Raw genomic sequence first — 21,946 nt, forward strand, 5'->3', positions numbered from 1 at the left:
AGCGCACTTCGATGGACGGATTCCGCCATGAAGGCGGCTGCCATTGCGGCGCGGTGCGCTGGACTTTCGAGACCGCGCATCGGCTGGAGGAATTCACTCCACGCGCCTGCGACTGCGATTTCTGCACGCGCCATCGCGCCGCATGGGTATCCGACGCGGCGGGTTCATTGCAGGTGCGTGATCCGGGCGGCCGGCTGCGACGCTATCGCCAGGGCTCCGGGCAGGCCGACTTCCTGATCTGCGGAAATTGCGGCGTGCTGGTCGGCGTGACCTGCATGGACAACGATGGCTTGCGACGCGGCGCCGTCAACCGCAACAGCTTCGACGAGCGCCACCTGCTGGGCGCCGAGGTTGTTGCATCGCCGCAGCAACTGGCGCCGGAAGCCAAACTCGCGCGCTGGTCGCAGCTGTGGACCCCGGCCACGCTGTCCTGAGGCAAGGCGCTGGCATCGGGCGCCAGTTGTTCACAACACCTGTGGATAGTTTTCCCGGACATCCTGTGGACAACCTTCTGCGCGCCTTGCAGGACAAGCGTGTCAAGCGGGTTGGCTAAAAATTGACCACTATCGGGCGATAAATTTTTTACCGCGCGACTGGTGAAAAAATAGCCATATCGCTTGACAGCCTTGTCCCGCCTGGGCGGCAGCCACTTGTCCACAGGATGTTCGGGAAACTTGCCCACAGCCCTTGTGCACAAGTCGACGGCGAACGATCAGTCGTCGTCGGGCCAGCGGATGGTCGGCGTGGCGGCCTTCGCCCGCGGCAAGGGCTGCGCGGCGACGGCGTTCCAGACCTTGAGCGCATCGACGGTGGCCGCCACGTCATGCACGCGCACCAGCTTCGCGCCCCGCTGTGCCGCGATCACGTGGGCGGCGACGGAACCGAAGACGCGGTCGTGGGGGTCGTCGCGACCGGTGAGTTCACCGATCGTCTTCTTGCGCGACAGGCCGGCGAGCAGCGGCACGCCCAACTCGCCGAACCGCTCCAGCTGCGCCAGCAGGGCAAGGTTGTGCTCGCGGTTCTTGCCGAAGCCGAAGCCGGGATCGACGACGATCCGCTTCTTGGCGATCCCGGCCATCTCCGCGGCGAAGATGCGTTCGGCGAGGAAGCGGTGCACTTCGGCCACCACGTCGTCGTATTGCGGCGACGCCTGCATCGAGCGCGGCTCGCCCTGCATGTGCATCAGGATGACCGGGACTCCCAGCGCGGCAGCGGCGTCGAGGGCGCCTTCGCGTCGCAGGGCGTAGACGTCGTTGATCAGGCCGGCGCCTGCGGCGACGGCGGCGCGCATCACCTCGGGCTTGGAGGTGTCGATGCTGATCGGCAGCGTGCATCCGCTGGCGAGGCGCTCGATCACCGGGATCACCCGGCGCAGTTCCTCCTCGACACTCACCTCATCGGCGCCGGGCCGCGTGGATTCGCCGCCGACATCGAGGACATCGGCCCCCTCTTCCGCCAGCTTCAGGCCATGGGCGACGGCAGCGTCGGTCCCGGCGTGCTCGCCGCCATCGGAGAACGAATCCGGGGTGACATTGACGATGCCCACGACCCGCACGCGGTCGAGAACGAGGGCACGGCCGTTGCAGTCCAGCGTAGGCGACAAGTCGAACATCTCAACCCTGCCCGCGCTTTTCGCGCACCGCCAGGGCGACGCCGATCGCGACGCCGGCGGCAACCCCAACGGCCAGGTTGTGCATGGCGACGCCCATTCCGGCACCCAAGGCAATGCCGAAGGCTATCCAGCGCCCGTGGCGCTTCCGTGGCTGTTGCTCCATGCGCGTCGTCCCCAAAGAAAAAGGCCAGAGCGGACTCTGGCCTTTTCGGATCGAAGCGGCAACCGGCGGATCAGGTCTGCGCGGCAGGACCCGCGATCGGCGGCAGCGGCGGCACTTCGCTCGACTTGTCGCTGCCGTTCTTGCCCCAGCCTTCCGGCGGCGGCGGCACGCGGCCTTCCATGATGGCGTCGATCTGCTTGGCATCGATGGTTTCGTACAGCAGCAATGCCTCGGCCATGTCATGCAGCTTGTCGAGGTTCTCCTTGAGGATCTGCGTGCTGCGTGCGTAGGCCTTGTCGAGGATGCTGTGCACCACTTCGTCGATCTTGCGCGCGGTTTCGTTCGACACGTTCTTGTGTTGCGTCACCGAACGACCGAGGAACACTTCGTCCTCTTCCTCGCCATAGGCGATCGGGCCCAGCTCGTCCGACAGGCCCCACTTGGTGACCATGTTGCGCGCCATCTTGGTCGCGCGCTCGATGTCGTTGGACGCGCCGGTGGTGACCTTGTCGGCGCCGAAAATGAGTTCCTCGGCGACGCGGCCGCCGTACAACGAGCACAGCTGCGATTCGATCGCGACCTTGTTGTAGCTGTACTTGTCGCCTTCCGGCAGGTACATGGTCACGCCCAGCGCGCGGCCGCGCGGAATGATCGTGACCTTGTAGACCGGATCGTGCTCGGGCACGACGCGGCCGACGATGGCGTGGCCGGCCTCGTGGTAGGCGGTGAGCTTCTTCTCGGACTCGCTCATCGCCATCGAGCGGCGCTCGGTGCCCATCAGGATCTTGTCGCGGGCGCGGTCGAAGTGGTCCATGCGGACTTCCTTCGCATTCTCGCGCGCGGCGAACAGCGCGGCCTCGTTGCAGAGGTTGGCGAGGTCGGCACCGCTGAAGCCCGGGGTTCCGCGCGCGATGGTCATCGGCACGACGTCGTCCGCCAGCGGCAGCTTGCGCATGTGCACGCGCAGGATCTGCTCACGGCCCTTGACGTCGGGCAGGCCCACCACGACCTGGCGGTCGAAGCGGCCCGGACGCAGCAGCGCGGGATCGAGCACGTCGGGGCGGTTGGTCGCGGCGATGACGATCACGCCCTCACCGCCTTCGAAACCGTCCATCTCCACCAGCAACTGGTTGAGGGTCTGCTCGCGCTCGTCGTGGCCACCGCCGAGGCCGGCGCCGCGATGGCGGCCGACCGCGTCGATTTCGTCGATGAAGATGATGCACGGCGCGTGCTTCTTGGCCTGCTCGAACATGTCGCGCACGCGGCTGGCGCCGACGCCGACGAACATCTCGACGAAGTCCGAACCGGAGATCGAGAAGAACGGCACCTTGGCTTCGCCGGCGATCGCGCGGGCCAGCAGCGTCTTGCCGGTACCCGGCGGGCCCACCATCAGCACACCACGCGGGATCTTGCCGCCGAGCTTCTGGAACTTGCCCGGGTCACGCAGGAACTCGACGAGCTCGTGCACTTCTTCCTTCGCTTCGTCGCAACCGGCGACGTCGGCGAAAGTGACCTTGACCTGGTCCTCGCCCTGCATCTTCGCGCGCGACTTGCCGAAGCTCATCGCGCCCTTGCTCCCGCCCTGCTGCATCTGCCGCATGACGAAGATCCAGAAGCCGACGATCAGCAGGATCGGCAACAGATTGAATACGATCGACCAGAACGACGGCCCTGTGTTGGGCGGCTTGCGGGTGATTTCGACCTGGTGCTGGAGCAGGTCGGTGACCAGCCAGTTGTCGGACGGGCCATAGGCCGTGCCCTTGCTGCCGTCCTTGCGCTCGAACTGCAGCGCATTGACCGCCAGGTTGGTGTCATCGGTGTACTCGACCGACTTCACTTTGTCGGCCTTCACGTCCTTCATGAACTGGGAATACGTGACCTCCGTGGAGGTCGCCCCCAGTCCGGTGCGCGGGCCGAACGCCTGGAACACCACCATCAATACGACGGCGACGATGACCCAGAGCAGCAGATTTTTTGCGAGATCGTTCATTGGTTCGCCCGTTCAGCGGTCCGTGCCGGCTTCAAATAATGTGTTGGAACTGTCATTTCATCTGCGCCAGCTTTCCCTGCGCCAGTGCATATACCTCCGGCGAACGCTTGCGCGAGGCCGCCGGCTTGCGGATCACGACCTTGGCGTAGCGACGGCGCAGGTCGCGCACGTAATCGTCGAAACCTACGCCCTGGAACAGCTTGATCAGGAACGTGCCCCCGACGCGCAGGTGACGGTCGGCAAAGTCCATTGCCAGTTCCGACAGATGCATCGCCCGCGGCAGGTCCACCGCGTCCACACCGCTCATATTGGGGGCCATGTCGGAGAGGACAAGGTCCACAAGCTGGCCATCCAGCGTGTTTTCCAGATGCGATAGGACCGCATCCTCCCTGAAATCCCCATGAAGGAACTCCACGCCCGCCAGGGACGGCATCTCGAGGATGTCCAGGGCGATCACGCGGCCCTTCGCACCCAGCGCCTGCCGCACCCATTGCGACCAGCCGCCGGGCGCCGCGCCGAGGTCGACCACGACCATGCCGGGCTTGAGCAGGCGGTCGCGCTCGACCAGCTCCTCCAGCTTGTAGGCGGCGCGCGAACGCAGCCCCTCGGCCTGGGCCTTCTTCACGAAGGGATCGGAAAAGTGTTCCTGGAGCCAGCGATGACTGCTTTTACTGCGGGTGGCCACGAAAGCGCTCGCCCGGGAGAGTTGGGCCTCCATGATACCCTGCACGCCCGTTTCGCCCGCCCGTGATACTGCCCATGAGTACCGTCCTGACCTCCGCCCAGACCCGTTTCCTGCGTGGGCAGGCGCACGATCTGCGGGCGATGCTGCAAGTGGGCGGCAAAGGCATCACCGACGCCCTGATCGCCGAGGTCGACCAGGCGCTCGAACACCACGAGCTGATCAAGGTGAAGGTCGCCGCCGAGGATCGGGACGCGCGCGACGCCATGATCGGCGAGATCGCTGAACGGGTCGGCGCCGCCCTGGTACAGCGCATCGGCCATACCGCGGTGCTGTACCGGCCGAGCAAGGACAAGCGCCAGATCGTGTTGCCCCGGGCCTGAACAGCCAGATCGTCGTGGCGGCTCCATGCAACTGAACCTCGAACACCCCGACCATGAATTCCTGCTGCGCGGTGCCGACGGCCGGATCGCGGTGGTCAACGACCGCCAGCTGAACTCCAGCTTCATCATCGCCCCGGACCGGCTGGTCGAAGCGTGGCTTGTCCAGGATCCGCGCGCTCTCGTGGCCGCCGACCTCGAGGCCCTGCTCGGGCTCGATCCGGAAGTGGTCCTGCTTGGCACCGGAGCCACCCAGGTCTTTCCGCCCCCCTCCGTCATGGCCTACTGCATGGAGCGCGGCATCGGCATCGAAGTCATGGCCAATGCGGCCGCGGCACGCACATTCAATGTGCTGGCCAGCGAAGACCGGCGGGTAGTGGCTGGCTTCATCCTGCAACCTGCTCCTTAGAGTCGAGTCCAGCGACAGAGCCCATCGCCGACGCCTGGCGAACCTGACCCTTTTATTTGGTCAGTCGTTTCAGTGCCCTGTGGCCCGGGGCTTCACCGGACGGTACTGCTTCTTGTCGCCGAACTTCGGCGCCTTGCTGTCCCACATTCGCGCACAGGCGGCCATCACACAGGGTCACGTCGGCGGCGTTGTACGCCTTCAACAGCTCGGCGGCGACCTGATTGCGGCGGATTTCGTCGTAGTAGCGGTTCGACAGCCAACCGCCGGCCACTAGCAGCAACGCCAGAGTGCCCAGCGCGATCCCGGCGACCTTCCAGACCAGATGCTTGTGCAACCGCTCGGCACGCTCCAGCTGCGCGGACAGGGCGAACGCCGCCTTGTGCAACTGCTGGCTCGCCTCCTCTAGGCGCGCTTCATAGCCGGCCACCGGCCGCTCGATGCCTTGGCGTACGCTCGCGATGATTTCGCCAGGGAGGCGCTTGAGTTCATCATCGGCCGCCTTCCGCAGGACCATCGGCACCTGCTGCGTGAGTTGCCGCAATTCTGCGGACGATTGTTCGCAGCGGCGCTCGAAATGCTCGACCAGCGCGGCGATCCTGCTGATCCGTGCGACTTCGTTGTATTCGCTCATTGGGATGGACTCGGGCGGGGAAACGGCAACTGGCCACTACGGAATGCGTCAACGGCTTCGCGCGCGCGGTGCATGGTGGTGGGCCTCTTGCTGGGCCTGTTGTTGCTGTTGCTGTTGCTCAAACTGCTGCTGTGCAGCCAGCTGTTCCTGCCGGTCGACCTCGGCCCGCGCCTCCGCCATGAGCGCCCGTCCCGGGGGCAGGTCCGCCAGCGTCTGGGTCATCTTGCGGAAGGTGGCGTCATCACCACGGTTCGTGGCGTCCAACATTCGGTCCAGGAACGCGTCGAAGTCCTTCACCGGCGACAGCTCGCGCGCGGCGTTGGAGTTGGAGGGGCTGTGGGATGCTTCGCGTTCGTGAGACGAGTGCGGGTGGCTGGGGTCCAGAGTTCCCTGCCGCAGCGGCGCATGCACCTGACCGTGCGGGTGCAGGTAGTCCGGCAGCGAAACACCGGACCGCAGGGGTTCGCTGTGGCCGTGCTCCTGTTGCGCCAGCAGCGCCCGATACGCGCGTTGCGCCTCGTGCTCGGCCTCCTGCGCGGCCGGTGCGCCCGGCGGCAGCGGGCCGTGGGCAACGTCGAAGGCGTCCTGTACCCAGCCCACGGTGCTGCGCGACAACGCGGTGATGCCGCCGCGCGTCAGGGCCACGTCGCTGCGATAGCGGTCGATCATCGGTTCGTAGTGCTGCGCGAGATCGCGAGCCTGCGGGTTCAGTACCGAGTGGTGACCTGCGACATTGAGGAAGTTGTTGATGGCGTGGTACCCGAGCGACCCGCCCGCCGCCACGATCACAGCGCGATCGTTCATCAGCCACTCGCGGTCGTTCTCGTAGCCCGCATGCTTGAGCGTGGCGATCTGCTGCGGTGTGGCGTAGACCCGGACCTGTCCGTAATGGTGGCTGGCCGCGCTCACCACGTCGGCCGCCATCACGTGGTTGATGACCTGGCCGCCGCCTTCGGGAATGCGTAGCCCGAGACTGACTGCTCCGTAGGCGTTGAAGGTTTCGCCTTTCAGGTCGAAGTGGTGCGCTGTGATCTGTGCGAGACAACCGCCCAGCGAGTGGCCGGTGACGGTGACTTCGGGGGCGTACCCGCCGTGGAAAATCGCTTCTCTCTGTGCGAGCTCCTTGGCACGCCTGGTCAGCTCGATGGCCTCCGGCGCCTGCAAGTTGGCGCGGCCCAGCACCATGCCGGCATCGGCCTTGCCACCATCCTGCCAAGGCTCCCGATCAAATTCAGTGCCGCGATGGGCCACCACGATGTCGCCGGTGTCCTTGCGCTGGTAGATCGTGCCTTGGTAGCCGGTCTCCGGGTTGTTGACGTGCTCGCGGATTATGAACGTCACGCCTTCAAACGTGACCTCAGGCCCCTTACCCGGCGGATAGACGCCCTGGCGAACAGTCGGGTCGTAGACATGCTTCGCCAGATCAGCGTACTGCTGCGAGGTCTGGCTCATGGCTGCACCTGCTCAGCCGTCAATGTGATGGTGAACAGCTCATCGTCAGTGATGCCAGGGGCAAACTGGCTGCGATCAGGCTGACCGATGGTCGAATAGTTCTCGATCCCCGAAGGGAGCAAGTAGAATTCCTTGGGAAAGTAGGTCTTCTTCTGCCCCCCGGCCGATACCTCCTTTGCCGATAGATCCGGTTCAAACGTGGTTTCGTTTTTGTCCTTCCCGGTGGCGCTGAAAGACACACTGACGGCGACGAACTCCCACCGGCACACGCCATTTCCGTAATAGTCCGCATCCGGCAATCGGTCGAGGTAGAACGTACCTTCGTATCGGGTGTCCGAGACCTTGATCAACTCGAACGGGACGCCGGTGTTGAGGCCGGTCGTAAGCCCCGCCCACTTGTCGCGTTTGCCACAGGCGTCAGAGTTGACCACCTGATAACTCCCCATTCCCTCGACCATTGCGAACGGCCCCGGCGCGTCGTCGATGGTCGCGGTGATCTTGTAGGCCAGCATTGGATGTGGCTTGAGATCGACGTGCAGCTCGTCCGTGTTTTGGGGTTCGGTAGCGTCGCCGTTGAAGCGGTGGCAGGCGGCCAATGCCAGCACCGGCAAGAGGCACGAGAGGGCTAGGCGGGCCAACGGGGAACACTTCATGTCGAGTCCTTTCGATCAACGGCGAGGCGCCGCGCGATTATGGTCACGGCTATCCAGCGAAGGCGTTGCGCGAAAACGAACAGGTTGTTCGTGGCAGAGCATCGACCTTGATGCAGCCTGCCTTCAGCAGCGAACGCATGCCAACTGACCCAAGGCGATCAGTAGGAAACGGGGGAACGGGGTCGGCGCCATGAGGCGCGGGACGTGCCGGTCTTCCAGCAAAGTCCCTGGATCCCCGCATTCGCGGGGATGACGAGCGATGGGTCGGCTCGGTATGTTCTGCCGCTTCCGCGCTGGCGCCTTCAGCGCTTCGGAAGGTACGTCAGCGGATCCACCGGCTTGCCGTTGTAGCGGATCTCGAAATGCAGCATGTCGCGCGGCGCGCCGGTGCGGCCCATCACCGCGACCTGTTGGCCTGCCTTGACGATCGCGCCTTCGTTGACCATGCGCGAACGGTTGTGGCCGTAGGCCGAGAGCCAGGCATCGTTGTGCTTGATGATGATCAGTTCGCCATAACCGACCAGGCCGGAGCCGGAGTACACCACGACGCCATCGGCCGCTGCCGTGACCGGTGCGCCGCCTTCGCCGGTGATGTCGATGCCCTGCTTGGTCGGTTCGCCGGCGACGAAACGGTTGAGCAGCGCGCCATCGGCAGGCCAGCGCCAGCTGATGTCGCTCACTGGTGCAGCGGGAGGTGGCGGCACCGGCGTGGTTGCAACCGGTGACGTCGCTGCCGGACGCACCGGCTTTGCCGTGCCTGCCGTGAGCCGCGATGGCGCAGTAGTGGTCGGCGGCCGCGTCGCGGTCGGAGCAGGCCGAGTTGTCGCTGCCGCGGAACCGTTCCGTGGATACAGGCGCAGGCTCTGGCCGGGATAGATCGTGTACGGCGCACTGATGCCGTTCCATGCCGCGAGGTCGCGCACGTCGATGCCGTTGCGGAACGCGATGCCGTAGAGCGTGTCGCCGCGTTGCACCTGCGCGGACGTGCCGTATTTCGGCGTCGAGACGCGCGGAGCCACCGGGCTGGTCGAGGTCTTGCGCACCACGGTGCTGGTGCAGGCGGCCATCGCGACGGTCGCGATGGCGAGGAAGGCAATCCGGGTGATGTTGGTCATACGCCCTGTCGAGCCCTCCAGATCACCCAGCCCACCAGCGCAGCCAGCAACACCGTCGCAAACCAGCCGATCGGCTCGATGTAGCGTCGCAGCATCTGTTCCGCGCGCGGGCCGCCGATGCGGATTGCGGCGGCGAGAAGAAAGACCCGCTTGCCGCGCCCGATGAGCATGCTCAGGAAATACTGCAGGAGGGGCACGCCGACGATCCCCGATGCCCATGTGAACACCTTCATCGGAATGGGCATGAAGCCGCCCAGCACGAGGAACAAGAACACCGCCCACGGCGACTCGGCCATCTTTGCCTGCACGATCTGTATGCCCGACTCGATGCCATGCAGCATGCCCAATGCCGCGAACACCGGCTTGAGCGCTTCGAATGCGTAATGCCCCAACGCATAACCGACCATCGCGCCGGCCATGGAACCGGCCAGGCTGAGGGTCGCGAACCAGAACCCGCTTTTGGGCTTGGCCACGCACATCGGCGCGAGCATGACCTCGGGCATCACCGGGAAGATGATCGCTTCGACGAAACTCAGGCCGGTCAGATAGACCGGTGCGTGGCGATGGCGCGCCCAGCTCAGGGCACGTTCGTAGAGGGGACCAAAGATTTTCAATCAACCATCCCGGAAAGCAGGGGCACGAATACCACCGGCGCCATCACCTCCTGGGTGATCTGGCTGTCGGCGTCCTTGTGCAGCTTCAACAGCGACTGCGACGACGCTCCGCCCACCGGTGCGACCAGGTTGCCGCCCGGGGCGAGCTGTGCGGTCAGGGCATCGACCAGGGCCGGTGCGGCGGCGGTGACGATGATGGCGTCGAACGGGCCATTTTCTGCCCAGCCGATACGGCCATCGTCGTGCTTGCTGCGGATGTTCATGCCGAGCGTGCGGAAACGCTTGCGCGCCGTGCGCAGCAGCTCGCCGATGCGCTCGACGGTATGCACTTCCAGTCCCAGCGCGGCGAGCACCGCCGCCTGGTACCCGGAACCGGTGCCGATTTCGAGGACCTTTTTCGGCGCGCATTCGAGCACCGCTTCGGTCATTCTCGCCACGACCCAGGGCTGCGAGATGGTCTGGCCCTGGCCGATCGGCAGTGCGGTGTCCTCGTACGCCCGGGTCGCCAGTGCCTCATCGACGAACAAATGACGCGGCACGGTGCGGATCGCGTTGAGCACGCGCTCATCGCGGATGCCGTTTTCGCGCAGGCGATCGACCAGGCGGTCGCGCACGCGCTGCGACGTCATGCCTTGTCCAATCGCTTCGGGTTGCAGTCGCATGCGCATCATCATGCAGCCTTTCCCGTCGCGGCGGCGAGGCCGCCTACCCAGCTGGCGACCTGCTCGAGCGCGGTGTAGCGCGTCAGGTCGACCTGGATCGGCGTAATCGAGATATGGCCGCTGCGCACCGCGTGGAAATCGGTGCCCACGCCAGAGTCGGCTTCGGGCCCCGCCGGGCCGATCCACCACCATTGCCGGCCACGCGGATCGCGCTGCTGGATGCAGGGTTCGGCGCGATGGCGGTTGCCCAGGCGCGTGACTTCGAACCCGGCCAGTTCGTCCCACGGCAGGTCGGGGACATTGACGTTGAGGATCGTGTCGGCCGGCAGGGGTTCGGCGACCAGCCTGGCGATGATCTCGACCGCGGCGCGGGCGGCGCTTTCGTAATGCCGTCCCTTGTGGTCGGTGGTGACCAGCGAAACGGCCACCGCCGGCAGGCCGAGGAAACGCCCTTCCATGGCGGCGGCAACGGTGCCGGAATAGATCACGTCGTCGCCCAGATTCGCAGTGTTGTTGATGCCGGAGACGACGATGTCGGGTTCGGTTTCGAGCATGCCCGTGATGGCGACATGGACGCAGTCGGTCGGGGTACCGAAGACGCGCCAGGTGGCGGCGTCCTGCTGGTTCACCCGCACCGGCATGTCGAGCGTGAGCGAGTTGCTGGCGCCGGAACGGTCGCGGTCGGGCGCCACCACCAGCACCTCGTGGCCGGCCGCGCGCAGGCCCGCGGCAAGGACCTGGATACCAGGGGCGTCTACACCGTCGTCGTTGCTTACAAGAACGCGCATCAATTCAGAAAATCTGGGGGATTGGAACGGAGTAGCCATGATAGCCGATGGCCCCACCGCAGGCCGGCCGCGGCAACCCGGAAACGACGCATGGGCGCCCGTTTGTGCCGAGCGGCCGTCGCTTCAGGCCATGCGCGTCCCCCGCGTGCGCGGATGAGCGCGCAGGCACCATCGGCATCCCCATCGCGGTAGGCTGCCGCCATGACGTCAGACCAAGACGACGATGCCGACCTGTTCCGCTCTGCGGTCGGTCCCGTGCGCAAGCTGCGCGATGTGACGCCGCCGCCGGCATCCAAACCGAAGCCGAAACCGCGCGCGCGCATGGCCGAGCGGGATGAAGCGGCCGCACGCGACGAGTTCCGCCACGCCCTCGACGCGACACTGGTGGAGTCCGGCGACGTGCTCTCCTACCGCCGCGATGTGTTGCCGCCGCGAGTGCTGCAACGGCTGCGCCGTGGCGAGATCGCCGTGCAGGACGAGGTGGACCTGCACGGCGCCGATGTGCGCGAAGCCGAAGCCCTGCTGCGCGCCTTCCTCGCGCACGCGCGTGACCACGACGCCGCCTGCGTACGCATCATTCATGGAAAGGGGTTGCACGGTGGCGGCCCAGGCCCCTTCTCGAGCCGCGACGTGCCGGTACTGAAAAACCTGGTGGACCGCCTGCTGCGCCAGCGCGCAGACGTCCTCGGTTTCCACTCCGCGCCGCCCACGCAGGGCGGCACCGGAGCGGTGCTCGTGCTGCTGGCGCCGCGTCGTTCCGGCTCAGCCTGAGCGGTCAGCCAGGCGGAGCCAATCCGGGCAGCGCAGGAGCTGGATCACTCGTCCTTGGATCACTCGTCCTTTGCGACGATTTCGCGGGGCGGGTTCACCCAGGTCAGATCGATGCCACGACGGCGGTCGTAGGCTTCGATACGTGCCATATAGGCCTCATTGTTGGACATGCGGGTCTGCTGCTGTGATTGCGGTTTTGCGCTGTAACTGGTCGTGCCACCCGAGCTGGCGCAAGCGGCCAGGCCGAGCATCGACACGGTCAATACAGCCATGCGCACTGACATTTTCATGACGGCACTCCCGAAGGCTCTGCGTCCGTTTCATGCAGACGGCACCGGCACCAAGCCGGGTGCACTTCCTGCTTATACGCCGGGCCAATTAACGGGCCAGTGTCGTCAATGGCTTTCCGACGAGCGGTCGTCAGGCCGGAACTGACGAGCTGACGGCGCCAAGTTCTGCCAGTACGACCGTGGCGTAGGTGCCGGGCGGTAGTGCGAACGAAAGCTCCAGCGAGGCGTCATCGCGCCACTGCCAGGCGATGTCCAGCGGACGCAGTCGCAAGGAGCGGCGCTCCTGTTCGAGGCCCGCGGCCTCCAGGCCCCTGCGCAGCGCGATTGCCTCTTCCCCGTCGAGCGCCCGGGTTTCCAGTTCAGCGGCGTCCGCCCGGCTGCGCAGTTCGCCGCGTCCCCACAACGGACCGCTCGGATGGATGTCGAATGCGGCCAGGCGCGCCGCCAACTCCGCGGTGAAAGGCTCCGGACCGAACACGCTGCGACTGCCATCCAGCGACCAGACTTCGCCCTCGAGCGCGCTGTCCCAATTGCCGGCCTCGACGCGTGCGGCGAGCACGCGGTTGAACAGTTCCGAGCGGGCCGCCGACAGCAGCAGCGTGCGCTCCTCGCGGCGAACCCGGCGTCCGCCGAACATCGCCAACGCCTGCGCGACGTTGTCGCCGGCGCGGCCAAAGCGTTGCTCGCCGAAATAGTTGGGCACGCCGCGCGCGGCAATCGCCTGCAGGCGCTGCTCGATGGCATCGCGATCGCCACTGACCGCGCGCAGAACCAGCACGAAGCGGTTACCCGCCAGGGCGCCGCGCGGCAGCTTGCGCGAATGCCACGTGTGTTCGAGCACGCGCAGTTCTTCGCAGTCGAGCGCGGCGATATCCGGCGCGATTTTCTTCGGGAGGTGCACGCTGAAACGCTGGCGGGTAACGGCATGCCGGTCCTTGAGCCCGGCATAGCTCACCGCCATTTCCGGCACCCTCGCCCACGCTGCGATGCGCTTCGCTGCGAACGCGGTATTCATGCCGCGCTTTTCGATCGTCAGCAGCAGGTGTTCGCCGCTGCCGCTGGGCTCGAAACCGGGCAGCTCTTCGACACGGAAGTCATCGGGCGTACTGCGCATCCTCGCTGCGAGGACGGCCTCGCCGTGGGCATGGGGCAAAGTCTGGTGTTCTTCCACGTTCGTTTCGTCCGCGCTTCCGCGCTGATCCTTACGCCACGGGCTCGGCGCGCACGAGCAATACCGCCGCCTGCGCGGCGATCCCTTCGCCACGCCCGGTGAAGCCGAGCTTTTCGCTGGTGGTGGCCTTGACGCTCACCGCGTCCACATCGATCCCCAGGTCCGCCGCCAGCCGCTCGCGCATCGCCGGTGCGTGCGGGCCCACCTTGGGCCGCTCGCAGACCACCGTGATGTCGGCGTTGCCGACGCGCCAGCCACGTTCACCAATCAATTCATTGCAGCGACGCAGGAAGGCGCGACTGTCCGCGCCCTTCCACTGAGCGTCGCTCGGCGGAAAGTGCTGGCCGATATCGCCCAACGCCAGCGCCCCGAGCATGGCATCGCACAGCGCATGGATGGCCACGTCGCCGTCGGAATGGGCGACCACGCCCCGGTCGTGGGGGACACGGACGCCGCCCAGCATGACGTGGTCGCCCTCACCGAAGGCGTGCACATCGAAGCCCTGGCCGATGCGGATGTTCATTTCGCCAACCGGTAATGGGAACGGCCGTTCATTCGCATTCCCCCTGACTCGCCTTGCCCAGCAGGAACTCTACCAACGCGAGGTCCGCCGGCGTGGTGACCTTGATGTTGTCCTCGCGTCCTTCCACCAGGCGGGGTCGGAGACCGGCCCGCTCCATCGCCATCGCCTCGTCGGTCACGACGACGCCGTCGGTGCGTGCGCGCTCAAGCGCCGCCGCCAGGGCGCCACGCCGGAACGCCTGCGGCGTGAGCGCGCGCCACAGTCCCTCGCGCGGCTCGGTGGCGGCTATGTCGCGCTGTGCATCGGAGCGCTTGAGCGTGTCGCGTACCGGCGCGGCCAGGATGGCGCCATCCGCATGCGCGTCGGCGGCCGCGATCAGGCGATCGATATCGCCCAGGCGCAGGTTCGGCCGCGCCGCATCGTGTACCAGCACCAAGGCAGTGTCGGCGACACCGGCTGGCAAGGCCTGCAATGCGGCGAGCACGGAATCCGCGCGTTCGCGGCCTCCCTGGCAGCGCAGCACCGGCTTGCCCCACAAGGATTCCCAATTCGGCCAGCGCGTATCGTCGGCCGCCAGCGCCACCACGGCACCGGCGACGCGAGGATGGGACAGCAGGACTTCCAGCGCGTGCGCGATCAGCGGCCGACCCGCGACTTCCAGGTACTGCTTGGGGATATCGCCGCCAAAGCGGCTGCCGCGTCCGGCTGCGGGGATGACCACCCAGACGGGATCCGCCCAGACAGGACCCGCGGCGTGCGTCGTGGTCACTGCTTCGGCTCGGAAGGCGTCGCGTCCTCGTCCGTCGCCGTGGACCCTTCCGGCTCCACCACGCGATAGAAGGTTTCGCCGGGCTTGATCATGCCGAGCTCACTGCGTGCGCGTTCTTCGACGGCCGCCTCGCCGGATTTGAGGTCCTCGACTTCCGCCCCGAGCGCGGCGTTGCGCTGCTTGAGGCCTTCGTTCTCGCGCGCCTGTTGTTCGACCTGCTGGCGCAGGTCGGCCACCGAACGGCGGCCGCCCTCGCCCCACCACAGGCGGTACTGCAGGAATGCGAGCAGCGCCAAGAGCGCCACCAGCAGGAGCCCGACAACCTGGTTCGGCAGCCAGCGCATTCCCAAGCGTCTTGCCTCAGCGCTTCAACGACACGAAGGCGTCGCGGCCGGCGTACTTCGCGGCGGCGCCGAGGGCTTCCTCGATGCGCAGCAGCTGGTTGTACTTGGCCACGCGGTCGCTGCGGCACAGCGAGCCGGTCTTGATCTGCGTCGCCGTGGTGGCGACCGCGATGTCCGCGATGGTCGTGTCCTCGGTTTCGCCGGAACGGTGCGAGACGATCGCCGCGTAGCGGTTGGCGTCGGCCATGGCGATGGCTTCCAGCGTCTCGGTCAGCGTGCCGATCTGGTTGACCTTGATCAGGATGGCGTTGGCTACGCCCTGGTCGATGCCTTCCTTGAAGATCTTCGGGTTGGTGACGAACAGGTCGTCGCCGACCAGCTGCACCTTGTTGCCGATGCGGTCGGTGAGCAGCTTCCAGCCGGCCCAGTCGTGCTCGGACATGCCGTCCTCGATCGTGATGATCGGGTACTGCGTGCACCAGTTGGCGAGGAAATCGACGAACTGCTCCGAGGTCAGGCGCTTGCCTTCGCCGGTGAGGTTGTACTTGCCGTTCTCGAAGAATTCGCTCGAGGCGACGTCGAGACCGAGCAGGATGTCCTCGCCGGCCTTGTAGCCGGCCTTGCCGATCGCTTCGAGGATGGTCTCCAGCGCTTCCTCGTTCGAACGCAGGTCCGGCGCGAAGCCGCCTTCGTCGCCGACGGCCGTGCTCAGGCCGCGGCCCTTGAGCACCGACTTCAGCGCGTGGAACACCTCGGTGCCGGCGCGCAGCGATTCGGCGAAGCTGCCCATGCCCACCGGCAGGACCATGAATTCCTGCATGTCGACGTTGTTGTCGGCATGCGCGCCGCCGTTGATGATGTTCATCATCGGCACTGGCAGCACGACTTCGCGGCCGTTGGCGAGGTGTTGCCACAGCGGCATCTTCTTCGACGCAGCCACCGCGTGCGCGTTTGCCATCGACACGGCCAGCAGCGCGTTCGCACCCAGGCGGCCCTTGTTCTCGGTGCCGTCGAGGTCGATCAGGCGCTTGTCGAGTGCGACCTGGTCGGCGGCGTCGAGGCCAGTGAGCGCGGAGGCAATCGTCGTGTTGACGTTCTCGACCGCCTTGCGCACGCCCTTGCCGAGGTAGCGGGTCTTGTCGCCGTCGCGCAGTTCGACAGCCTCCTTGGTGCCGGTCGAGGCGCCCGAGGGCACCATCGCGCGGCCGAAGCTGCCGTCACTCAGGGTGACGTCGGCTTCAAGGGTCGGGTTGCCGCGGCTATCGAGGATTTCGCGGGCGTGGATCTTGGCGATCGTGGTCATCGTCAGTGGTTTTTTTGTTTGAAGGGAATTTGGATCAGACGCCGGCTTCGAGGAAGCCGTTCTTCTTGGTGATGCGGTCGATCTCGAGCAGCGTCTCAAGCAGGGCGCGCATCTTCGGCAGCGGCCACGCATTCGGGCCGTCGCTCAGCGCCTCTTCCGGCCTGGGATGCGTCTCCATGAAGATGCCGCTGATGCCCACGGCCATCGCCGCGCGCGACAGCACCGGCACGAACTCGCGCTGGCCGCCGCTCTTGCCGCCGGCGCCGCCGGGCAGCTGCACCGAGTGCGTCGCGTCGAACACCACCGGGCAGCTGGTGTCGCGCATCACCGCCAGCGAACGCATGTCACTGACGAGGTTGTTGTAGCCGAAGCTGGCGCCGCGCTCGCAGACCATGATGTCCTTGTTGCCCGTGGCCAGCGCCTTGTCGGCGACGTGCTTCATTTCCCACGGCGACAGGAACTGGCCCTTCTTGATGTTCACCGGCTTGCCGGCGCGGGCGACGTTCTGGATGAAGTCGGTCTGCCGGCACAGGAACGCCGGCGTCTGCAGCACGTCGACGACGCTCGCGACCTCGTTCATCGGCGTGTATTCGTGCACGTCGGTGAGCACCGGCAGGTCGAGCTGGCGCTTCACTTCCGACAGCACTTTCAGGCCCTCTTCCATGCCCGGGCCGCGGAACCCCGACACCGAAGTGCGGTTGGCCTTGTCGAAGCTGGACTTGAAGATGAAGGGGATGCCGAGCTCGCTGGTGATTTCCTTGAGCGTGCCCGCGGTGTCGAGCTGCAGCTGCATCGACTCGATCACGCAGGGACCGGCGATGAGGAAAAAGGGCTTGTCGAGACCGATCTCGAATCCGCAAAGCTTCATGCCGTGGCTTCCTTGAGGAGGCGGCCGCCCGCCTTGTGCTCGCGCGCGGCGCGGACGAATCCGATGAACAACGGATGGCCATCGCGCGGCGTGGACAGGAATTCCGGGTGCGCCTGGCAGGCCAGGAACCAGGGATGCCTGGAACGCGGCAGCTCCACCATTTCCACCAGCGTCTCGTCCATCGACTTGGCGCTGATCACCAGGCCCGCGTTCTCGAGCTGGTTGAGGTAGCGATTGTTGAACTCGTAGCGGTGGCGATGGCGCTCGCCCACGACGTCCTTGCCGTAGACCTCACGCGCCAGCGTGCCGGGCTTGATCCGCTGGTCCTGCAGGCCCAGGCGCATCGTGCCGCCCAGGTCGGATTCCTCGGTGCGGCGCTCGATGTCGCCGCTGGCGGTGCGCCATTCGGTGATCAGGCCAATGACCGGATGATTGGACTGCTTGTCGTTCTCCGTGCTGTTGGCATCGGCGAAACCGAGCACGTTGCGCGCGTAGTCGACCACCGCGGCCTGCATGCCGTAGCAGATGCCGAAGTAAGGCAGGCCGTGTTCGCGCGCGTACTGCGCGGTGAGCACCTTGCCCTCGAAGCCGCGATCACCGAATCCGCCCGGCACCAGGATGCCGTCGACGCCTTCCAGCGCCTTCGCGCCGCTCTGTTCGACCTCGGTCGACTCCAGCCACTTCAGCTTGACCTTGGTGCGCTGGCGCAGGCCACCGTGCTTGAGCGCCTCGGCCAGCGACTTGTAGGCGTCCTGGTGGTCGATGTACTTGCCGACCACGGCGATGGTGACTTCGTCGACCGGATGCTCGGCGGCATCGACGACGGCGTTCCATTCCGACAGGTCGGCATCGGGCTTGGCCTTGCCTTCCAGGCGCAGGCGCTCGACCACGATCTGGTCGAGCTGCTGCTGGTGCAGCCACATCGGAATCTTGTAGATGTTGTCCAGGTCGACCGCGGAGATGACGGCCTTTTCCGGCACGTTGGTGAACAGCGCGATCTTGCGGCGCTCTCCGTCGGGCAGTTCCTGCTCGCTGCGGCACAGCAGCACGTCGGGCTGGATACCGATCGAACGCAGCTCCTTCACCGAGTGCTGGGTCGGCTTGGTCTTCAGCTCGCCCGCGGCGGCGATGTACGGCACCAGTGTCAGGTGCATGAACAGCGCCTTGTCCTGTCCGCGTTCGGTGCGGATCTGGCGGATGGCTTCGAGGAACGGCAGCGACTCGATGTCGCCCACCGTGCCGCCGATCTCGACCAGGCCTACGTCGTAGCCGGCCGTGGCCTCGTCGATGCGGCGCTTGATCTCGTCGGTGATGTGCGGGATGACCTGCACGGTACCGCCGAGGTAGTCGCCGCGGCGCTCCTTGCGGATCACCGATTCGTAGATCTTGCCGGTGGTGATGGAGTTCTTGCCGGAGAGGCGCACGCGCAGGAAGCGCTCGTAGTGGCCCAGGTCCAGGTCGGTCTCGGCCCCGTCGTCGGTGACGTAGACCTCGCCGTGCTGGAACGGGCTCATCGTGCCCGGATCGACGTTGATGTAGGGGTCGAGCTTCATCATCGTCACGCGCAGGCCGCGTGCTTCGAGGATGGCGGCCAGCGAGGCGGCCGCGATGCCCTTGCCAAGCGAAGACACCACGCCGCCGGTGACGAAGACGAGCGGCGTTATGGAATTTGGGGGGGTCATGGGGAAGCGGGCTCCCGGAAAGCCATAGTTTACAGACTGGTTGCGGCCGCGGCGAGCTTGACGGCGGCGGGACGGTTCGTTCCGCCCCGCATCCCTCTTCGCCGCGGCCAAAAAGCAGAACGCCCCGGCATGCGGGGCGTTCTGCCTGGGAATTGCGGCAGGAACTAGCGGCCGTCTTCCTCGGGTTCGTCGGGCTGTTCCTGGTCCGCGCCGGACTTGGCGTCCTTCTTCGCGGACTTCGGCTTGGCATCCTGCTTACCGTCCTTGCGGGCATCGGCCTTGGCGGCATCGGCCTTGGCTTTCGCCGCGTCGGCCTTGGCCGCGGCGGTAGCCTGGTCCTGGGCGTGTGCCTGGTCCTTGGCGCCCGCGTTCTGCGCGAAGGCGGTGGGCGCCGCCAGCGCGGCGGCAATCAAGGTCGGGAGCAGCAGCTTGCGGATCGTCATTGATTTCTCCTCGTTTGCTGCCAGGACATCGACAGCGGCGTCACCTTACGGCATGGGGCCATGCCCGGGACTGAACAGCATCCCCATGATGCAGACGCCTGGATACCCGGGCGCCTGCATGCGACGAGGCCCGCTCGATCAGCGGCGTGGCTCGTTCTTTCGCTGCTGGTCGCGTGTGTCCTTGCCCTTGGCCAGCTGCTTGCCCTTGTCGTCGATGGCCTCCCGGTACATCGCCGGTAGGGTTCGCGTTCACGCTATCCTGCGCATTCCGTCACTCTCCCCCGGCTGCCGCGCTGCTCCTGCGCGTTACATGCATTATTTGCGCGTATTCCGCCGCTCCATGCCCAGCCACAACCCTTGCAAGCACCACGTGAAAACAGCCGAATGAGCTCCCGTTACGACGCCGCCGATATCGAAGTCCTCTCCGGCCTTGACCCCGTCAAGCGCCGCCCCGGCATGTACACGGATACCGCGAGACCGAACCACCTCGCACAGGAGGTCGTCGACAACGCCGTCGACGAAGCCCTGGCCGGGCATGCGCGCTCGATCGAGGTGACGCTGTACAACGACGGCAGTTGCGAGGTGTCCGACGACGGTCGCGGCATGCCGGTGGACATCCATCCGGAAGAGAAGATTCCGGGCGTCGAACTGATCCTCACGCGCCTGCACGCGGGCGGCAAGTTCAGCAACAAGAACTACACCTTCTCCGGCGGCCTGCACGGCGTCGGCGTGAGCGTGGTCAACGCGCTGTCGAAGCACGTCGATGTCTTCATCAAGCGCGAGGGCAACGAATACAAGATGAGCTTCAAGGACGGCGACCGTGCCTCGAAGCTCGAGGTCGTAGGCAGCGTCGGCAAGAAGAACACCGGCACGCGCCTGCGCTTCTGGCCGGATCCGAAGTACTTCGACACGCCCAAATTCAACCTGCGCGCGCTCAAGCACCTGCTGCGCGCGAAGGCGGTGCTGTGCCCTGGCCTCACGGTGAAGCTGTTCGACGAAGGCACCGGCGAGAAGCACGAATGGATGTATGAGGACGGCCTGCGCGATTACCTCAAGGGCGAGCTCAGCGGCCTGGAGGCATTGCCGCCCGACCTGTTCGTCGGCTCGCTGAAGAAGGACACCGAAGTCGTCGACTGGGCGGTGGCCTGGCTGCCGGACGGCGAACTGGTGCAGGAAAGCTACGTCAACCTGATCCCCACCGCCCAGCACGGCACCCACGTCAACGGCCTGCGCACCGGCTTCACCGACGCGCTGCGCGAGTTCTGCGACTTCCGCAACCTGCTGCCGCGCGGCGTGAAGCTGGCGCCGGAAGACGTGTGGGACCGCGTCGCCTACGTGCTCAGCATCAAGATGACCGACCCGCAGTTCAGCGGGCAGACCAAGGAGCGCCTGTCGTCGCGCCAGGCCGCGGGCTTCGTCGAAAGTGCCGCACACGATGCGTTCTCGCTGTGGCTCAACCAGCACACCGACCTGGGCGAGAAGATCGCCCAGCTTGCGATCGAGCGCGCCGCCGCGCGCTTGAAGACCGAGAAGCAGATCGTCCGCAAGAAGATCACCCAGGGACCCGCCCTGCCCGGCAAGCTCGCCGACTGCACGTCGCAGGACCTCTCGCGCACCGAGCTGTTCCTGGTGGAAGGCGATTCGGCCGGCGGCAGCGCCAAGCAGGCACGCGACAAGGACTTCCAGGCGATCCTGCCGCTGCGCGGCAAGATCCTCAACACGTGGGAAGTGGCTTCGGGCAGCGTGCTGGCATCGCAGGAAGTGCACGACCTCGCCGTCGCGATCGGCTGCGACCCGGGCAAGGACGACATCTCCGGCCTGCGCTACGGCAAGGTGATCATCCTCGCCGACGCCGACTCCGACGGCCTGCACATCGCCACGCTGCTCAGCGCGCTGTTCGTCAAGCATTTCCCGTCGCTGGTCGATGCCGGCCATGTGTTCGTGGCGATGCCGCCGCTGTTCCGCGTCGACGTGGGCAAGCAGGTGTTCTATGCGCTGGACGAGGAAGAGAAGCGCATCCTGCTGGACAAGATCGAGCGCGAGAAAATCCGCGGCCAGGTCAACGTCACCCGCTTCAAGGGCCTGGGCGAGATGAATCCCTCGCAGCTGCGCGAATCCACGGTCCATCCCGACACCCGTCGCCTGGTGCAGCTTACCGTCGACGACAACGTCGAGACGCATGCGCTGATGGACATGCTGCTGGCGAAGAAGCGCTCCGGGGATCGCAAGGCGTGGCTTGAAACCAAGGGTGACCTGGCCACTTTGGAAGTCTGACCGGCTCTCCGCATCCTCTGCCGTGGCGACGGCGCATGCATCGCCGCGACGGAAGGAACTACCTGGCGCGGCTTGAAACCAAGGGTGACCTGGCCACTTTGGAAGTCTGACCGGCTCTCCGCATCCTCTGCCGTGGCGACGGCGCATGCATCGCCGCGACGGAAGGAACTACCTGGCGCGGCTTGAAACCAAGGGTGACGTGGCCACTTTGGAAGTCTGACCGGCTCTCCGCATCCTCTGCCGTGGCGACGGCGCATGCATCGCCGCGACGGAAGGAACTACCTGGCGCGGCTACCTCGAAAGTCTGACCGGCTCTTTTGCATACTCTGCCGTGGCGACGGCGCAGGCATCGCCGCG

25 protein-coding genes are annotated in these 21,946 nt (G+C 66.1%); 5 read left to right on the forward strand and 20 right to left on the reverse strand.

What is annotated here, in order from left to right; all coding sequences use genetic code 11:
* The first annotated feature begins 11 nt into the window (after window positions 1-11).
* The gene (locus ACYVGE_RS14130; RefSeq protein WP_460730769.1) at window positions 12-434 is read left to right on the forward strand and encodes a GFA family protein; all 423 of its coding nucleotides are present in this window, start codon (window positions 12-14) and stop codon (window positions 432-434) included.
* A gap of 278 nt (window positions 435-712) precedes the next feature.
* Here the strand turns inward: ACYVGE_RS14130 and folP are convergent, their stop codons facing one another.
* From folP to rlmE, 4 genes are all read right to left on the reverse strand, one after another.
* Window positions 713-1,612 (reverse strand): dihydropteroate synthase, encoded by a 900-nt coding sequence (gene folP, locus ACYVGE_RS14135; RefSeq protein ID WP_460730770.1) that lies wholly within the window; start codon window positions 1,610-1,612, stop codon window positions 713-715.
* 1 nt (window position 1,613) lies between these two features.
* On the reverse strand, window positions 1,614-1,775 hold the full coding sequence (locus ACYVGE_RS14140) for a hypothetical protein (RefSeq protein ID WP_460730771.1): 162 nt from the start codon (window positions 1,773-1,775) through the stop codon (window positions 1,614-1,616).
* 70 nt (window positions 1,776-1,845) lie between these two features.
* On the reverse strand, window positions 1,846-3,765 hold the full coding sequence (gene ftsH, locus ACYVGE_RS14145; RefSeq protein ID WP_460730772.1) for an ATP-dependent zinc metalloprotease FtsH: 1,920 nt from the start codon (window positions 3,763-3,765) through the stop codon (window positions 1,846-1,848).
* Window positions 3,766-3,817: 52 nt separating this feature from the next.
* Window positions 3,818-4,450, reverse strand: a complete 633-nt coding sequence (gene rlmE, locus ACYVGE_RS14150) for a 23S rRNA (uridine(2552)-2'-O)-methyltransferase RlmE (protein ID WP_460730879.1) — start codon at window positions 4,448-4,450, stop codon at window positions 3,818-3,820.
* Window positions 4,451-4,524: 74 nt separating this feature from the next.
* Between rlmE and yhbY the strand changes: the two genes are divergently transcribed.
* Both yhbY and ACYVGE_RS14160 read left to right on the forward strand, forming a co-directional pair.
* A complete protein-coding gene (gene yhbY / locus ACYVGE_RS14155; RefSeq protein ID WP_460730773.1) occupies window positions 4,525-4,830 on the forward strand; it encodes a ribosome assembly RNA-binding protein YhbY in 306 nt (101 codons plus the stop codon).
* Window positions 4,831-4,855: 25 nt separating this feature from the next.
* Window positions 4,856-5,236, forward strand: coding sequence for an Mth938-like domain-containing protein (locus tag ACYVGE_RS14160; protein WP_460730774.1), 381 nt, complete (start codon window positions 4,856-4,858; stop codon window positions 5,234-5,236).
* Between the two features lie 52 nt (window positions 5,237-5,288).
* Here the strand turns inward: ACYVGE_RS14160 and ACYVGE_RS14165 are convergent, their stop codons facing one another.
* The 7 genes from ACYVGE_RS14165 to surE form a co-directional block, all read right to left on the reverse strand.
* Complete coding sequence (locus ACYVGE_RS14165; protein WP_460730775.1) at window positions 5,289-5,867, reverse strand: relaxation protein; 579 nt, start codon at window positions 5,865-5,867, stop codon at window positions 5,289-5,291.
* 48 nt (window positions 5,868-5,915) lie between these two features.
* Complete coding sequence (locus tag ACYVGE_RS14170; RefSeq protein ID WP_460730776.1) at window positions 5,916-7,319, reverse strand: alpha/beta hydrolase family protein; 1,404 nt, start codon at window positions 7,317-7,319, stop codon at window positions 5,916-5,918.
* On the reverse strand, window positions 7,316-7,972 hold the full coding sequence (locus ACYVGE_RS14175) for a hypothetical protein (RefSeq protein WP_460730777.1): 657 nt from the start codon (window positions 7,970-7,972) through the stop codon (window positions 7,316-7,318). Before ACYVGE_RS14175 ends, ACYVGE_RS14170 begins: the two co-directional genes overlap by 4 nt.
* Window positions 7,973-8,274: 302 nt before the next feature.
* Entirely contained in the window at window positions 8,275-9,087 is an 813-nt protein-coding gene (locus tag ACYVGE_RS14180) for a peptidoglycan DD-metalloendopeptidase family protein (RefSeq protein WP_460730778.1), read from the reverse strand.
* On the reverse strand, window positions 9,084-9,701 hold the full coding sequence (locus tag ACYVGE_RS14185) for a YqaA family protein (RefSeq protein ID WP_460730779.1): 618 nt from the start codon (window positions 9,699-9,701) through the stop codon (window positions 9,084-9,086). Before ACYVGE_RS14185 ends, ACYVGE_RS14180 begins: the two co-directional genes overlap by 4 nt.
* Window positions 9,698-10,375: a protein-L-isoaspartate(D-aspartate) O-methyltransferase gene (locus ACYVGE_RS14190; protein WP_460730780.1), complete on the reverse strand. Its 678-nt coding sequence runs from the start codon at window positions 10,373-10,375 to the stop codon at window positions 9,698-9,700. Before ACYVGE_RS14190 ends, ACYVGE_RS14185 begins: the two co-directional genes overlap by 4 nt.
* Window positions 10,372-11,151: a 5'/3'-nucleotidase SurE gene (gene surE, locus ACYVGE_RS14195; RefSeq protein WP_460730781.1), complete on the reverse strand. Its 780-nt coding sequence runs from the start codon at window positions 11,149-11,151 to the stop codon at window positions 10,372-10,374. Before surE ends, ACYVGE_RS14190 begins: the two co-directional genes overlap by 4 nt.
* Window positions 11,152-11,352: 201 nt before the next feature.
* Between surE and ACYVGE_RS14200 the strand changes: the two genes are divergently transcribed.
* Window positions 11,353-11,922: a Smr/MutS family protein gene (locus ACYVGE_RS14200; RefSeq protein WP_460730782.1), complete on the forward strand. Its 570-nt coding sequence runs from the start codon at window positions 11,353-11,355 to the stop codon at window positions 11,920-11,922.
* A 59-nt stretch (window positions 11,923-11,981) separates the two neighbouring features.
* On the opposite strand, the gene ACYVGE_RS14205 is transcribed toward ACYVGE_RS14200, so the two are convergent.
* The 9 genes from ACYVGE_RS14205 to ACYVGE_RS14245 all read right to left on the reverse strand — a co-directional run bounded on the left by ACYVGE_RS14205 (window position 11,982) and on the right by ACYVGE_RS14245 (window position 19,315).
* Window positions 11,982-12,212 (reverse strand): hypothetical protein, encoded by a 231-nt coding sequence (locus tag ACYVGE_RS14205; RefSeq protein ID WP_460730783.1) that lies wholly within the window; start codon window positions 12,210-12,212, stop codon window positions 11,982-11,984.
* 130 nt (window positions 12,213-12,342) lie between these two features.
* Window positions 12,343-13,383 carry a tRNA pseudouridine(13) synthase TruD gene (gene truD / locus ACYVGE_RS14210; protein WP_460730784.1) on the reverse strand — a complete coding sequence of 347 codons (1,041 nt, stop codon included), beginning with the start codon at window positions 13,381-13,383 and terminating at the stop codon, window positions 12,343-12,345.
* Window positions 13,384-13,414: 31 nt separating this feature from the next.
* Window positions 13,415-13,906: a 2-C-methyl-D-erythritol 2,4-cyclodiphosphate synthase gene (ispF, locus tag ACYVGE_RS14215; RefSeq protein WP_460730785.1), complete on the reverse strand. Its 492-nt coding sequence runs from the start codon at window positions 13,904-13,906 to the stop codon at window positions 13,415-13,417.
* A gap of 28 nt (window positions 13,907-13,934) precedes the next feature.
* Window positions 13,935-14,675, reverse strand: a complete 741-nt coding sequence (gene ispD / locus ACYVGE_RS14220) for a 2-C-methyl-D-erythritol 4-phosphate cytidylyltransferase (protein ID WP_460730786.1) — start codon at window positions 14,673-14,675, stop codon at window positions 13,935-13,937.
* On the reverse strand, window positions 14,672-15,019 hold the full coding sequence (ftsB, locus tag ACYVGE_RS14225; protein ID WP_460730787.1) for a cell division protein FtsB: 348 nt from the start codon (window positions 15,017-15,019) through the stop codon (window positions 14,672-14,674). Before ftsB ends, ispD begins: the two co-directional genes overlap by 4 nt.
* A 16-nt stretch (window positions 15,020-15,035) precedes the next feature.
* Window positions 15,036-16,322 carry a phosphopyruvate hydratase gene (gene eno / locus ACYVGE_RS14230; RefSeq protein ID WP_460730788.1) on the reverse strand — a complete coding sequence of 429 codons (1,287 nt, stop codon included), beginning with the start codon at window positions 16,320-16,322 and terminating at the stop codon, window positions 15,036-15,038.
* Window positions 16,323-16,356: 34 nt separating this feature from the next.
* Window positions 16,357-17,190: a 3-deoxy-8-phosphooctulonate synthase gene (gene kdsA, locus ACYVGE_RS14235; RefSeq protein ID WP_460730789.1), complete on the reverse strand. Its 834-nt coding sequence runs from the start codon at window positions 17,188-17,190 to the stop codon at window positions 16,357-16,359.
* A complete protein-coding gene (locus ACYVGE_RS14240; protein ID WP_460730880.1) occupies window positions 17,187-18,854 on the reverse strand; it encodes a CTP synthase in 1,668 nt (555 codons plus the stop codon). The genes kdsA and ACYVGE_RS14240 overlap by 4 nt, the downstream gene beginning before the upstream one ends.
* A gap of 182 nt (window positions 18,855-19,036) precedes the next feature.
* Window positions 19,037-19,315, reverse strand: coding sequence for a hypothetical protein (locus ACYVGE_RS14245; protein ID WP_460730790.1), 279 nt, complete (start codon window positions 19,313-19,315; stop codon window positions 19,037-19,039).
* A 384-nt stretch (window positions 19,316-19,699) separates the two neighbouring features.
* Between ACYVGE_RS14245 and parE the strand changes: the two genes are divergently transcribed.
* Window positions 19,700-21,589 carry a DNA topoisomerase IV subunit B gene (gene parE, locus ACYVGE_RS14250; protein WP_460730791.1) on the forward strand — a complete coding sequence of 630 codons (1,890 nt, stop codon included), beginning with the start codon at window positions 19,700-19,702 and terminating at the stop codon, window positions 21,587-21,589.
* Window positions 21,590-21,946 lie beyond the last annotated feature (357 nt).

Source organism: Lysobacter rhizosphaerae, from assembly GCF_054779795.1.